Below are 14290 nucleotides of genomic sequence, written 5' to 3'. Positions count from 1 at the left end.
CGGCAACGCCGGCGGTCTCACCATGATCGATCAGACTCCTTCAAGCAGCAGGACCCGCAACAAACGAGCCCTGCCACAAAGTCTGACGCGGGACACCAGTACACAGGTAGTCGAGCCGGAAGACTGACCAGGAGAGACGGGGCAGCCGTGACTGAGATGGAGAGCGAGACAGCGCAGCAACGCGCCTACCGCGCGGAGTCAGAAGCGGCAGCAGACGCCATGGAGACGGCGTGGAGGCTCGCAGGTCTGCCGTCCGAGCCCAACTTGATGCCGGTAACCGGCGGGCGCGGCATGCGCCAGGGGGCCCATGTCTCCCTCGGGGGTTGCAGTGCCGCTACGGCGCGTGCCCTGGCCGACGTGCTCACCGAGTACGCCCGGCTCACCGGCCGACTGATCGACGGCCAGTCTCAGCGGCTTATGGCTCGCGTTCTCGGCGAAACCGGCGTAATGCCCGCACTTCCGAGCGACGGACTGTACGTCGTACGAAGGGAGTTGAGCGCATGACTGGGCGGTGGGAACCCGAAGAGGGGCAGGCCGCCTACGATCGACGGTCCGGCCAGGCCGTCAGGATCATGTCGGTGCACAGCTTCGGCGTGTTCGTCCGTCCCCTCAAGGGTGGACGGGAGGCCATCACGAAGCTGCGCGATCTGATCCCGCCCGATGAGCAGCCGGGCAGCTTCAACTCCTGGACTGTAAGCAGTGGTTGATCGATCGGCCAACTTGTCGGCAAGCAGCTTTGGGCAGTCAGTGACGGACACGCCCAACTGCGTGTGGGAGCTGGCCGCCAGGCTTACCGAGGCAACTGGTGCCGAAACCCGGATCATCCGACAGGCCAAGGGGGGCTACCGGCTCGAAAACACCTCATTCAGCCTTGATGAGACGGTAGTTGCCGCTGTCTTGGCCCTCCTGGCCACGGCCGATCTGTACGGCCACTCGTTTCGTGAGCAGCGCCACACGATATGGGCAGAGACACGCTCGCGCATCCAAATGGACGAGATATAGCGAGGGGCACCTTTCGGGGTGCCCCTCTACGCCCACTTCTCCATTGCGCCTATTTGACGCATTCATGTGGAATTATTCCTGAATCCTTTCGAAAGGTAGACCCATCGGTAAGTCCGTCATTCAATAGGGTTCGTTCTTTTGCTAGTTCTTTCTTAGCGTCATCAGGTGCCGTTTGCGGCCTTCGTGAGGACCCTTGCGGCCTTCGTGTCGGTCAGGCCGACACCGGCCCAACGGGACGTGAGGCGAATTCTGAGCTTATCCTGAGCAAAGAAGTACTCTTCGCTGTACATGATTTCTACGTCCTGGCGGAGGCCAGCCCAAACCTGCGAGGAATCCATTAGGGCAACCATGCCCGACGCCATGCGCGGGGCCGGAATCGGATTCGCTCCCCAAATCTGGCGAGGCCCATCCGTAGCCGCGAAGGGCGACGAATGATAGGTACCCGCTGTGGACGCCTTTGCCTTACGCAGAACATTGAACGATGCCGGGTCGGCCAGAATGGCCGCCACTGTACCGCCGAAGGCTTCAAAGGCCGCCATTTCGTCGGCCACGTTGTCCAGCGTGATAGCGGCCGTCAGAGCTGTACTCACGACCCCAGGAGTCTTGAGCAGCCCAAGAGGCTGCTTAACTCCAGCCCCATTCAGGAAGTAGTCGTCAACGGCCGAGGCCGTTCCGCGAATCATCGCGTCCGTAACGCCCTTGCGGATATCAATGGCTGAGTCGGCTAGAACCTCATGCGTGACAGCCCGAAGCATGGCCACCTTGTACGCCTTGAAGCCGTTGTCGGCTACCTGAATATCCGAGGTGGGGATAGTCGCTCCCTCATCCACAATCGAGGCTGTACCGTCGTCTGAAGCCGTCGGCAGGTGCAGACTGCCAGAATCGATTGGAGCCACATTTACCCCGGCCGGCAGGAATGCTGACTTCTTGCGCAGGGACGTAAGGAACTGATTGTAGACCTGCGGCGTGATGGTCATTCCGCCCGACGCCGGGTCACTGGTGAAGTCGCTATATTCCTGGCCAGAGGGCAGAATAAAGCTGCTACGGGCCCGGCTTTCGACCTGTCCGCCCGGCAGCGGCGAACCCCAGCGAGCGCCCGCCGGGCCGGGCCCGGGACCGTCCGCGGTCCCGGCCCGGTGCGCGGCTACTCCGGGGGCAGTGCGATCAGCTGCTCGCCCTGGAGGGCGAACAGCAGCTCGCCGTTGCCGAACAGCTGCCACGGCGCCAGGCCGTCCACGGCGGACTGGAAGGTCCAGCGCAGTTTGTGGGCCCGTACGTCGACGGCGTGGATGCCCTTGTTCGCGGTCGGCACGAACAGGGTGTCCTTGACCAGCACGGGGCCGGTGTCCATCAGCGCCTCGGAGGGCAGCTCCAGGTGCCACAGCTCGGTGCCGTCGGTCGCGTTGAAGGCCACCACCCGGGTCGGGGCGGTCGGGGTGTAGGTGGTGCCCTGGATGGTCATCGTCATGCCGCCGAGGATCGCGTACACGACGTGGCCGCCGGCCGCGGGCGGCGAGTACCACATCCGGGTGGACCGCTCCGAGGTCTTCGCCCAGACCTGCTTGCCGTCGGACACCCGGACGCCCTGCAGGCCGTTCGGGTCGGTCGAGCAGAACACCAGGCCGTCCTGGACCGCCGGCTGGTACGAGGCGTGCGAGTGGGTGGAGGCGACCCAGCTCTGGGTGCCGGTGGCCAGCGAGCGGGCGACCAGGTTCTCCTTGCTGTCGGTGTACAGCAGGGTGTCCGCGGTCAGGTCGGAGCTCACGTAGTAGTCGGCGGTCGGGTTGCGGCGCTGGTTCCACAGCATCGAACCGTCCTTGCGGGACAGCGCCATGATTCCCGGGGTGGACTTCTTGTCCGGGTCCGGGAAACCGGAGCCGTCCAGCTCCACGAAGCCGCACATCGCGTACACGGCGCGGTCGTCGGCGGCCAGCACGATGTCCGAACTGATCTGGGTCCCGTGCGGTTTGCCCTGCTCAGGGGTGTACTTCCACAGCACCGAGCCGGAGGACGCGTCCACCGTGATCAGATCGATGACGTTGCCGTAGGAGAGCGAACCGCCCGCGCAGCCGAGGTGGTTGGCCACCGCGTTCGGGGTGGACCACTTCACCTTGCCGTCGTTCGTGGTGAGGGTGATCAGGTCGGTGCCGCCGAGGTGCGCCAGGCCGGGGGAGAAGGCCATCGCCACGGTGCCGGTGTTGCCGCCGGTGACCCGGTACGTCCACAGCGCGGCCGGCGGCACGCCCGGGGCGCGGGTGCTGCGGGCCGGCGACGGGGAGGCCGAGCCGGTGGTGGAGCCGGTGGGCGACGGGGCCGGCGACGGGTCGGGCGCGTCCTTCCCGGACAGCGCCCAGGCGGTCAGGCCGCCCGCGCCGGCCAGCAGGGCCGCGCCGCCGCCCAGCAGCAGGCCGCGGCGGGACGGACCCGCGGCGGCCTCCCCGGCGGGCTGCGCGGAGACGGTGGCGGTGTCGGCCTCCCGGGCGCCCCGCGGTGACGGCGCGGCAGCGGCGCGCAGGCGGACGGTGCCCCCGTCCCCCGGGGCGGAGACCTCGGTGGGCGTGGGGACGGCCGTCTGTGCCCGGCGCGGGTCGGCGGACCGGACCGGGGCCTCCAGGTCCATGACCGCGGCCGCGTGGGTGGCGATGTCGGAGGCGACCGCGGTGGGCAGCCAGCCGGCGCGGGCCGGGGTCGCCGCCCCGCCCAGCAGCGCCGCCAGCCGGTCCGGCGCGGGCCGGTCGGCCGGGTCCTTCGCCAGGCAGGCGGTGACCGCCGGGCGCAGCGCCTCCGGCAGGCCGGCCAGGTCCGGCTCGTCGTGCACCACCCGGTACAGCAGGGAGGCCGCGGAGGGCGCGCCGCCGTCCTCGGCGCGGTCGAACGGGCCGTGGCCGGTGGCGGCCAGCACCAGCACCGAGCCGAGCGAGAACACGTCGCTGGGCGGGCCGAGCCGGCGCCCGGCGGCCTGCTCGGGGCTCATGAAGCCGGGCGAGCCGACCACGACGCCGGTCGAGGTCAGCCGGTCGCCGTCGAGCGCCCGGGCGATGCCGAAGTCGATCACCCGGGGCCCGTCGGCGGCCAGCAGCACGTTGGAGGGCTTCAGGTCGCGGTGCACCAGCCCCGCCGCGTGGATGGCGGCCAGCGCCTGCGCCAGGCCGGTGCCCAGGGTGCGCACGGTTTCCAACGGCAGCGGGCCGTGTGCCGCCACGGCCTCGCTCAGCGCCGGGCCGAGCACGTACGCGGTGGCCAGCCAGGGCGAGGGGCCGTCCCGGTCGGCGTCCACCACCGGGGCGGTGCAGGCGCCGTCCACGGACTGCGCGGCGGACACCTCGCGGCGGAAGCGCTCCCGGAAGTCGGCGTCCTCCGCCAGGTCCGCGCGCACCACCTTGACCGCCACCGTCCGGCCGCCGGCGGAACGGGCCAGGTAGACCCGGCCCATCCCGCCGGCGCCGAGTCTGGCCAGCAGGTGGTACGGGCCGACCGTCTCCGGATCGGTGCGATCGAGTGGTTCGAACGGCATTGCCTGGTACCCCCGTTGGTTCTTCGTCCGGCGCCGAGCGGTGTTCCCGCGGCAGGGCCGCAGCGTACCGGGCGGCCCGCTGCCGCCGGGGCGGGACGGGGGCTTGATAGATTCGGCCGCGATCCGTCGACCGGCCGGGGGAGTGCGCGGGGCGGCCCTCGGGGCCCCGGGGTGGTCACCGGGCCGGGCGGAGCGCGGAGTTCAGGAAGTTCAGTCGGGTGTGCAGCACTGCGCGGCCGTCCGGGGGCGTAGACCTCTTGGGTGCGCCTTTCGGGTGCATCCCGCCGGACCGGCCCTCCCGGGGCGGTCCGACGGCGGCTCCGCCACTGCACGCCCCGGGAGCCCCGGAGACGGGAGCTGGGAGGAAGTCCGATGTCCGTCACCCTCGCCAAGGGCGGGAACGTCTCGCTGACCAAGGCCGCGCCGAACCTGACCCAGGTTCAGATCGGTCTCGGCTGGGACGCCCGGTCCACCACCGGCGCGCCCTTCGACCTGGACGCCAGCGCGCTGCTGTGCTCCGGCGGCCGGGTCCTCGGCGACGAGTACTTCGTGTTCTACAACAACCTGCGCAGCCCCGAGGGCTCGGTCGAGCACCAGGGCGACAACCTCACCGGCGACGGTGACGGGGACGACGAGGTGGTGCAGGTCCACCTCGACCTGGTGCCGGTGCAGATCGACAAGGTGGTCTTCGCCGTCTCCATCTACGACGCCGACGCCCGGCTGCAGAGCTTCGGGCAGGTCTCCAACGCCTACATCCGGGTGGTCAACCTGGCCGACGGCAGCGAGATCGCGCGCTACGACCTGTCCGAGGACGCCTCCGGCGAGACCGCGATGATCTTCGGCGAGCTGTACCGCTACCAGGGCGAGTGGAAGTTCCGCGCGGTGGGCCAGGGCTACGCCTCGGGCCTGCGCGGGATCGCGCTCGACTTCGGCGTCAACGTCCAGTAACCACCACTCCGGAATCGGTCAATTCCGGTAGCCAGAAAGGTAACCGACCCCGTGTTCCTCCGTACGTTCGGATGGTCCTTCGCCATCACGATCGCCGGCCTGATCGCCGCCGGCCTGATCTGGGGGGCCGAAGGATTCGGCGTCGTCCTGATCCTCTCGATCCTCGAGATCTCCCTGTCCTTCGACAACGCCGTCGTCAACGCCACCGTCCTGAAGCGGATGAACGCCTTCTGGCAGAAGATCTTCCTCACGGTCGGCGTGCTGATCGCGGTCTTCGGCATGCGGCTGGTCTTCCCGCTGCTGGTCGTCGGCCTCACCGCGCACCTCAACCCGGGCACCGTCATCGAGTTGGCGCTCGACTCGAGCAAGACCCACGACGGCCACACCTACGGCGAGTACCTCGACCTGGCCAACCCGGCCATCGCGGCCTTCGGCGGCATCTTCCTGCTGATGATCTTCCTCGACTTCATCTTCGAGGAGAAGGACTTCAACTGGCTGCGCTGGCTGGAGAAGCCGCTGGAGAAGATCGGCAAGCTGGACGCGCTCTCCTCGGTCGTCGCGCTGGTCGTGCTCGCCCTGTCCTCCCGCTTCTTCGCCGGTGACCGCGCCGAGACGGTGCTGCTGGCCGGCGTCTGCGGCCTCGCCACCTACCTCGCCGTGAACGGCCTCTCCGAGGTCTTCGAGTCCGGCCTGGAGGAGCAGCAGGAGGCCGAGGAGGAGGCCGAGCGCAGCGGAAAGTCGATCATGCAGGTCGGCGGCAAGGCCGCGTTCTTCCTCTTCGTCTACCTGGAGGTCCTGGACGCCTCGTTCTCCTTCGACGGCGTGGTCGGCGCGTTCGCCATCTCGCAGGACATCTTCCAGATCACCCTGGGCCTCGGCATCGGCGCGATGTACATCCGCTCGCTGACCGTCTTCCTGGTCCGCAAGGGCACCCTGGACGACTACGTGTACCTGGAGCACGGCGCGCACTACGCGATCGGCGCGCTGGCGCTGATCCTGCTCGCCTCGATCAAGTACCACATCCCGGAGATCGTCACCGGCCTGATCGGCGTCGCCTTCATCGGCGCGGCGCTGGCCTCCTCGATGATCCGCAACAAGCGCCAGCAGGCGCTGGAGGGTGCGGGCGCGGACTCCTAGCGCGCCGCCCGCCGGTACCACAACAGCCGCGCCCGCCGGGGGAGTTCCCCGGCGGGCGCGGCTGTTTCGGCTGCTGTGCGGTCTGCTTCTCCGGTGACCGCGGCGGTGCTAGCCGAGCTGCTGCTCGATGGCGCGCAGCTTGCGCTCCAGCGAGTCCAGCTTCGGCATCGAGAGGGTGTCCTCGTCGGTCGTCAGGTCGATGCTGGACGAGTACGAGTACGGGGAGGAGGACGCGGAGGAGCTGCCGGTGGACTCGACGGCGGCGCGGGGGCGGCGGCCGGCGTTCAGCGCGGCGGGCTCCAGGGCGGAGGCGCCCACCCGGTCCAGGGTGGTCTCCTCGGCGGCTAGGGCAGGCTCCGTTGCGGACGGGGCGTCGCCCGCGGCGGCCAGCGCCGGCACCTGCCGGGCGTGCCGGGCCCGGGCCAGCACGCCGCCCTGCCGGGCGATCGCCTTCAGCTCGGCCCGCTCGCGGCGGTCGGCGCTGCGGGCGCGCGACTTGGCGTCCAGCTTCGCCTGGCGCTCCTCGCGCACCTCCTCGACCGCCTCGTCCAGGCTGCGGACGTTCTCCAGCAGCATCAGCGACCAGGCCGCGTAGGTCTCGCGCGGGGCGCGCAGCCAGCGGACCACCCGGATCTGCGGCAGCGGGCGCGGCACCAGGCCCTGCTCGCGCAGCGCGGCCCGGCGGGTCTGCTTCAGCGCCCGGTCGAACAGCACGGCCGCCGAGATCGACATGCCGGCGAAGAACTGCGGGGCGCCGTCGTGCGAGCCGCCGCGCGGGGCGTGCACCCAGTTGAACCAGGCCGAGGCGATCGCGAACAGCCAGACCAGCATGCGCGAGCCGAGCGCCGCGTCACCGTGGCTGGCCTCGCGGACCGCGAGCACCGAGCAGAACATCGCCGCGCCGTCCAGGCCGAACGGGACCAGGTACTCCCAGCCGCCGGACAGGTTCAGGTTCTGCTGGCCGAAGCCCACCAGGCCGTGGAACGAGAGCGCGGCCGCGACGCCGGCGCAGCAGAACAGCAGCACGTACGAGGCGCCGCCGTAGACGGCCTCCTTGCGGCGCCGGCGCTCCTCGCTGCGCTCCCAGGAGTCGCCGCTCTCGTCGGTCTTGTTGTTCTTGAAGCGGAGGAAGGCGACCAGGATGGCCGTGAACAGCAGGGCTGCACCGCCGACCACGGCCCAGACCAGCTGTATGGAGGAGAAGTTCATCGCGGGGAGGGCCTCGGCTTTCCGCAGGGCAGGGGGAAGGAGGTGACGCACGGGGGGCGCACGGGACACCTGTGCGGGAGAGACGATATCGCGTCCGGGGGGCGGGCATCGTACGGGAGTGACGATCCCTCTGCCAGCGGCGGGCGCCAGCGGTCTGACGTTGACTCAGGGCCCCTCGGGTGGGTATTGGAGAGGCGAGAAGGTTCCGGTGCTGGGGGAGGACACGATGGTCTCGGTGTGGGAGTTCCTGAAGGGGGACCGCAGCGACAGCTTCGACACCGGAGGGCAGTTCAAGGTCACGCTGACCAAGTCGCATCCGCACCACGCCATCACCGGCACCGCGGCCACCACCGGCTACCTGTACATCAACCTGCACTGGTCGACCCGCAGCGCCGAACGGCCGGGCGCGGGCAGCGCGCTGCGCCGCTTCTTCGACCCGCGCATCCTGCGCCCGCTGGAACCCGCCACCGCCGGGTCCGCACCGGTCGGCGTCGACCTCGACCTGGCCTGCATGTACGAACTCGCCGACGGCACCCGGGGCGTGGTGCAGCCGCTGGGCCGGCTGTTCGGCGACCTGAACCGGCCGCCGTACATCAAGCTCTCCGGCGACGACGTGTCGGGCGCGCCCTCCGGCGAGACGATGCACATCAACCTGGAGAAGAAGGACCAGTTCAAGCGGCTGCTGATCTTCGTCTACATCTACGACGACACCCCCGCCTTCGACCGCACCCACGCCGTGCTGACCATCGTCCCGCAGAGCGGCCCGCGGATCGAGATCAAGCTGGACGAGCGCGCCCCGGCGGCCCGTTCGTGCGCGGTGGTGCTGATCGAGAACGACGGCGAGGGCAAGCTGACGATCCGCCGCGAGGTGCGGTACGTGCACGGCTTCCAGTCCGACCTGGACCGGCTGTACGGCTTCGGCATGCAGTGGGAGCGCGGCTACAAGACGCCGGAGCGGCCCGGGAGTTGACGGCGCCGGGGCGGGCCCGGGAGGACCCGCTCCCGGGCCGGGTGGGGCGGTGCTGCCGCGGTGCTGCTGTGGTGCTTCGGCGGCTGCGGTGCGCGGCGGTCAGCGGGGCTGGAACTGCGGGCCCTGCGGCGGCAGCGCGAACGGCCGGCCGGACTGCTGCGGGCCGGGCGGCGGGCCCGGCTGCTGCGGTGCGGGTTGGGGCGCGGGTTGCTGCTGGGCGGGCTGCTGGTGGGTGCCCTGCTGCGGGTAGCCGTAGCCCGGGCCGGGCTGCTGGGGCCGGGGCTGGGCCTGCGGGTAGCCGTACCCGCCCGCCTGCGGCTGGGGGTAGCCGTAGCCGCCGGCCTGCGGGTGCGGCGGTTGCTGCTGTTGCGGGGGCGGCGGCGGGTAGCCGTAACCGGGCTGCTGGGGCTGCGGGTAGCCGTAGCCGCCGGGCACCGGGACGGGCGGCTGCGCGCCGGTCGGCGGGGCGTGGTGGGCGGTCGGCGGCTGCGCGGGCGGCGGCGGGGCGGTGACCGGGACGGGCGGCGGGGCGGCGACCGGCGCGGCCGGGCGCTCCTCGGGCGCCGGGGCGGGCGCGGGGGTCGGGGCGGCCGGGGCGAGCGTCCAGTCCTCCTCGTCCACCGGCAGCGGCGCGGGCCGGTCCGCTCCGGCGTCCTGCTGGAGCAGCCGCGGGTCGGCGGGCGAGCCGTCGGCCGCGCCGTCCTCCACCGCGATGCCGAAGTCGGTGGCCAGCGCGACCAGGCCGTCCAGGTAGCCCTGGCCTACGGCGCGGAACTTCCAGCCGCCGGAGCGGCGGTAGAGCTCGGCGGCGACCAGCGCCGTCACCTGCTCGTCCTCGTCGACCGCGAACTCGGCCAGCGCGGGCGTCCCCTCGGCCGCGCCCGCGTCGAACAGCAGCACCCGCAGGCCCGGCACCGCCGGGAAGGCGCCGCCCTCGGCGGAACCGGCCAGCACCACCCGGTCCACCTCGGGCGGGAGCTGGGCCAGGTCGATCTCCAGCGCGTCCCACACCTCGCCGCCCGCCGTCTGCTTCGGCAGGTGGCGGACCAGGCCGGAGGGGTGCCGCGGCTGGTTGTAGAACACGAAGTCGGTGTCGTCGCGGACCTTGCCCCGGTCGTCCAGCAGCAGGGCCGAGGCGTCCACGTCCGGGACGCCCGGGGCGTCCGTCCAGCGCAGGACGGCGCGGACGGCGGCGGCCGTCAGCGGGATGTTGGCGCCCTTCGCCATCACGTGCGTCATAGCCCACCATCCTGCCGCCTGCCCACGGCCCGGGACAACGCGGGGCACGGCATCGGCGCGCCCCCGCGCCCGGTCCCGATGACGGTGCCGACAAACTTGCGAGAATTCGATGTTTCGAACTGCTGTGTCGGGGTCAACCGGCCGTACGATGAGCGGCCAACGGCCCCGGTACGCCCCTCCCCGCGACGGTCCCGGCGCGTCGGGCGAACTATCCGGCCGCTCCGACCGTCCCACTGGTGAGGAGCCGACAGCCGTTCCCGCCCCCGGCGGGGCCCAACAGACCAGAGCGGGAGAGCATTTTGCGCCACTTCGGGCATCTCGCGGACGACGTCCGCAGCCGGCTCTTTCACGAGCAGCCCGCCGCCTTCGACCGGGACAGCGACGCCGCCGTCCTGGCCACCGCGCTCGGCGCCACCCTCTACAGCCCCGCCACCCGGCCCACGCTGGCCCGCGATGTCCGCAAGCAGACCGCCCGCGGCGTGGTCTCCATGGTGCTCTGCCTGGAGGACGCCATCGCCGACCACGAGGTCGACGACGCCGAGCGCAACCTGGTCGCCCAGCTCACCGAACTCGCCGGCCAGGACGCCGACGCCGAACTGCCGCTGCTGTTCGTCCGGGTCCGCACCCCCGAGCAGATCACCGACCTGGCCGCCCGGCTCGGCCCCGCGCTGCGCCTGCTCAGCGGCTTCGTGGTGCCCAAGTTCACCGAGGACAGCGGCCTGCCGTTCCTGGAGGCGCTGACCGCCGCCGAGGAGCGCACCGGGCAGCGGCTGTTCGTCATGCCGGTCCTCGAATCGCCCGAACTCGCCCACCTGGAGAGCCGCCGCGACCAGCTGCACGGCATCGCCCGGCTGCTCGACAAGCACCGCCCCCGGGTGCTCGCCGTCCGGCTCGGCGTCACCGACCTGTGCTCCGCGTACGGGCTGCGCCGCTCGCCCGACCTGACCGCCTACGACGTCGCCCTGGTGGCCGGCGTGATCGGCGACGTGGTCAACGTGCTCGGCCGGGCCGACGGCACCGGCCACACCATCACCGGGCCGGTCTGGGAGTACTTCCCGCTCCAGGAGCGGATGTTCAAGCCGCAACTGCGCCGCACCCCGTTCAGCGCGGCCACCCCGCCCGCCGACCGGGTCCGCCAGCGGCTGATCGAGCACGACCTGGACGGCCTGATCCGGGAGATCGAACTCGACCGGGCCAACGGACTGCTCGGCAAGACCTGCATCCACCCCAGCCACGTCGCCGCCGTGCACGCGCTCTCCGTGGTCACCCACGAGGAGCTGTGCGACGCCCAGGACATCCTGCAGCGGCACCGCGGCGGCGGCGGGGTGAGCCGCTCCGCGTACACCAACAAGATGAACGAGGCCAAGCCGCACCGGGCCTGGGCCGAGCGGGTGCTGCTGCGCGCCGAGGTGTTCGGCGTCGCCCGGGCCGAGGTCTCGTTCGCCGAACTGCTCTCCGCCTGCGTGGGCTGACGGGGGCCTCAGCCGATCGGCCGACCCGGTCGTCGACCGGACGGGGCGGGGGTTGGAGTCGATCGGCCCGGAGGTTCCGGCCGGTCGGCGGGCGTTCTCCAACTGATCGGCGGGCGTTCTCCGGCCGGTCGGCCGATCCGGGGGCCCCGGGGCGGCCCGTAGTCTCGAACCCGGAGCGCACACCCGTGCGCCCCGCCGGACACCACCAGCAACACCCGTAGCACCCGTAGCGACAGCACCACCAGCACCGCCCGTCACAGTGACAGGAGTTCCGATGACCGCCGACGTCTGGACCGGCCAGTGGGTCACCGACCGGCTCGGCCTGCGCCTCAGCGGCGACCCCGAGCTCGGCTCGCTGATCGGGCTCGCACTGCGCCGCAACCCCAAGCGCGCCCACCTGCTGGTCTCCCGGGTGCTGGGCAAGCACGTCCCGCAGCGGCCCGCCGTGGTGCACGGCGCCGGCCTCGACCTCGGCCGCCGGGTCGCCGAACTGCTCGGCCCCGCCGACACCGCCCGCGCCGCCGTGCTCGGCTACGCGGAGACCGCCACCGCCCTCGGCCACAGCGTCGCCGACGCCCTGGACGCCCCCTACCTGCACTCCACCCGCCGCCCCGTCCCCGGCGTCGCCCCGCTCGGCGGCTTCGAGGAGGAGCACTCGCACGCCACCAGCCACCTGCTGCTCCCCGAGGACGCCGCCCTGCTGGCCGGCGACGGCCCGCTGGTCCTGGTCGACGACGAGATCTCCACCGGCAGCACCGTCCTCAACACCATCCGCGCCCTGCACGCCGCCCACCCCCGCGAGCGGTACGTCCTGGTCGCCCTGGTCGACCTGCGCACCCCCGCCGACCACGAGCGGCTGCACGCCGCCGCCGCCGAACTCGGCGCCCGCCTCGACCTGGTGGCCACCGCCGGCGGCGGCGTCCACCTCCCCGAGGGCGTCCTCGACCGGGCCCGCGCCCTGATCGACGCCGCCCCCGCCCAGCCCCGCCCCACCGGCGCGCCGGGCCGGCTGACCAGGGCCCCGCTGCCCTGGCCCGAGGGCCTGCCCGACGGCGGCCGGCACGGCTTCACCCCCGCCCACCGCCGCCGCCTGGAGGCCGCCCTCCCCGCCCTCGGCACCGCCCTCGCCGCCGCCGTCGGTCCCCGCCCCGGCCGGGTCCTGGTGCTCGGCTGCGAGGAGCTGATGTACGCCCCGCTGCGGCTCGCCGACGCCCTCCAGCAGCAGTTCCCCGCAGCCGAGGTCCGGTTCTCCACCACCACCCGCTCCCCGGTGCTCGCCCTCGACCACCCCGGCTACGCCATCCGCACCGGCCTGACCTTCCCCGCCCACGACGACCCCGCCGACACCGACGCCACCGAGCGCTACGCCTACAACGTCGCCCCCGGCACCGACCCCGCCCGCCGCTTCGACACCGTCGTCCTGGTCGTCGACGACCCCGCCGACACCCCCGCCCTGCACACCGGCCCCGACGCCCTGCTGCCCCAACTGCGCACCGCCGCCGACCACGTGGTGCTCGCCGTTCTCCCGTCGTACCGCCCCGCGCCACCCGACCGACGCACCGCCGACCACCCGCTGACCGAGCATCACCCTGCACACCTCGACGAAGGCCCGGCATGACCGCACACACCGCCCCTGCTCCGCCCGCCGCCCGCCCGCTGCACGGGCCGGCCTTCTCCAGCTACCCCGCCGCGGACGTCACCTGGCTGCTCAAGGACCTCTCCGACGTCCCGCTCGAAGCGCCCACCGAGGAGCGCGAGGAGGCCGTCCAGTCCGGCGGCGCCCACTACGCCGAATCGCTCCCGGTCGAGTACCAGCCCAGCCCCGAGTACCAGCAGCTGTTCCACACCGCGCTGGCCGCCTCCACCACCCGCCTCGCCACCGCCGTCGGCGTCGTCGCCGAGACCCTGCTGCGCGAGCGCGGCCCGCACCTGGTGCTGGCCTCGCTGGCCCGGGCCGGCACCCCCGTCGGCGTCCTGATCCGCCGCTGGCTCGCCCACGCCCACGGCCTCGACGTGCCGCACTACACCGTCTCCATCGTCCGCGGCCGCGGCATCGACACCACCGCCCTGCACTACCTCGCCGCCCACCACCGCCCCGCCGACGTGGTCTTCGTCGACGGCTGGACGGGCAAGGGCGCCATCACCCGGGAGCTCGGCCGGGCGCTGGCCGGCACCGGCTTCGACCCCGAGCTCGCCGTCCTCGCCGACCCCGGCGGCTGCGTGCGCACCTACGGCACCCGCGACGACTTCCTGATCCCCTCCGCCTGCCTCAACTCCACCGTCTCCGGCCTGATCTCCCGCACCGTGCTGCGCGCCGACCTCACCGGGCCGGGCGAGTTCCACGGCGCCAAGTACTACCGGGACCTCGCGGCCGCCGACGTCTCCCGGCAGTTCGTCGACACCGTCGCCGCCGCCTTCCCGTCCGTCGGCCCCGCCGTCGCCGCCGAGACCGCCCGGCTCGCCGCCGCCGACCGCACCCCCACCTGGGAGGGCTGGGCCGCCGTCGAGCGGATCAGCGCCGAGTACGGCATCGACAGCGTCAACCTGGTCAAGCCCGGCGTCGGCGAGACCACCCGGGTGCTGCTGCGCCGCGTCCCCTGGCGGATCCTGGCCCGCCGCGGCGCCGGTGCCGACCTCGACCACGTGCGGCTGCTCGCCGCCCAGCGCGGTGTCCCGGTCGAGGAGGCCGACGACCTGCCCTACACCTGCGTCGGGCTGATCCACCCGCGCTACACGCGGGGCGCCATCGGCGCGGACGGCACCGCCGTCCAGCCCTGAGCCCCATCCCCGATCGAAGGA

General features: G+C 72.3%; 9 protein-coding genes and 1 pseudogene. 6 read left to right on the top strand and 4 right to left on the bottom strand.

Going from position 1 to position 14290, the window contains the following annotated elements:
• The first annotated feature begins 500 nt into the window (after positions 1 to 500).
• Complete coding sequence (locus ACIOHG_RS35080; RefSeq protein WP_400956978.1) at positions 501 to 707, top strand: hypothetical protein; 207 nt, start codon at positions 501 to 503, stop codon at positions 705 to 707.
• A gap of 456 nt (positions 708 to 1163) precedes the next feature.
• On the opposite strand, the gene ACIOHG_RS35075 is transcribed toward ACIOHG_RS35080, so the two are convergent.
• Positions 1164 to 2222, bottom strand: a complete 1059-nt coding sequence (locus ACIOHG_RS35075) for a phage major capsid protein (RefSeq protein ID WP_400956976.1) — start codon at positions 2220 to 2222, stop codon at positions 1164 to 1166.
• A complete protein-coding gene (locus ACIOHG_RS35070) occupies positions 2147 to 4516 on the bottom strand; it encodes a PQQ-binding-like beta-propeller repeat protein (protein ID WP_400956974.1) in 2370 nt (789 codons plus the stop codon). The genes ACIOHG_RS35075 and ACIOHG_RS35070 overlap by 76 nt, the downstream gene beginning before the upstream one ends.
• 372 nt (positions 4517 to 4888) lie before the next feature.
• Between ACIOHG_RS35070 and ACIOHG_RS35065 the strand changes: the two genes are divergently transcribed.
• Together ACIOHG_RS35065 and ACIOHG_RS35060 are read left to right on the top strand one after the other, a co-directional pair.
• Positions 4889 to 5464, top strand: a complete 576-nt coding sequence (locus ACIOHG_RS35065; RefSeq protein ID WP_400956972.1) for a TerD family protein — start codon at positions 4889 to 4891, stop codon at positions 5462 to 5464.
• Positions 5465 to 5515: 51 nt separating this feature from the next.
• Positions 5516 to 6601: a DUF475 domain-containing protein gene (locus ACIOHG_RS35060; RefSeq protein ID WP_400956969.1), complete on the top strand. Its 1086-nt coding sequence runs from the start codon at positions 5516 to 5518 to the stop codon at positions 6599 to 6601.
• 108 nt (positions 6602 to 6709) lie between these two features.
• Here ACIOHG_RS35060 and ACIOHG_RS35055 read toward each other — a convergent pair whose 3' ends face one another.
• A complete protein-coding gene (locus ACIOHG_RS35055; protein WP_400956967.1) occupies positions 6710 to 7810 on the bottom strand; it encodes a DUF2637 domain-containing protein in 1101 nt (366 codons plus the stop codon).
• A gap of 226 nt (positions 7811 to 8036) precedes the next feature.
• Between ACIOHG_RS35055 and ACIOHG_RS35050 the strand changes: the two genes are divergently transcribed.
• Positions 8037 to 8780, top strand: coding sequence for a Tellurium resistance (locus ACIOHG_RS35050; protein WP_400956983.1), 744 nt, complete (start codon positions 8037 to 8039; stop codon positions 8778 to 8780).
• A 99-nt stretch (positions 8781 to 8879) separates the two neighbouring features.
• Here the strand turns inward: ACIOHG_RS35050 and ACIOHG_RS35045 are convergent, their stop codons facing one another.
• Entirely contained in the window at positions 8880 to 10019 is a 1140-nt protein-coding gene (locus ACIOHG_RS35045) for a TerD family protein (RefSeq protein WP_400956964.1), read from the bottom strand.
• Between the two features lie 299 nt (positions 10020 to 10318).
• On the opposite strand from ACIOHG_RS35045, the gene ACIOHG_RS35040 reads away from it, so the two are divergent.
• Positions 10319 to 11491 (top strand): HpcH/HpaI aldolase/citrate lyase family protein, encoded by a 1173-nt coding sequence (locus ACIOHG_RS35040; RefSeq protein WP_400956961.1) that lies wholly within the window; start codon positions 10319 to 10321, stop codon positions 11489 to 11491.
• Between the two features lie 274 nt (positions 11492 to 11765).
• Positions 11766 to 14269 (top strand): annotated as a pseudogene (locus tag ACIOHG_RS35035) (phosphoribosyltransferase).
• Positions 14270 to 14290: the final 21 nt, after the last annotated feature.

Source organism: Kitasatospora sp. NPDC088134 (genome assembly GCF_044741705.1).
Lineage (GTDB): Bacteria > Actinomycetota > Actinomycetes > Streptomycetales > Streptomycetaceae > Kitasatospora.
The sequence above is the reverse complement of the archived record's forward strand: the minus strand, read 5'-3'. Positions and strand labels throughout refer to the sequence as shown.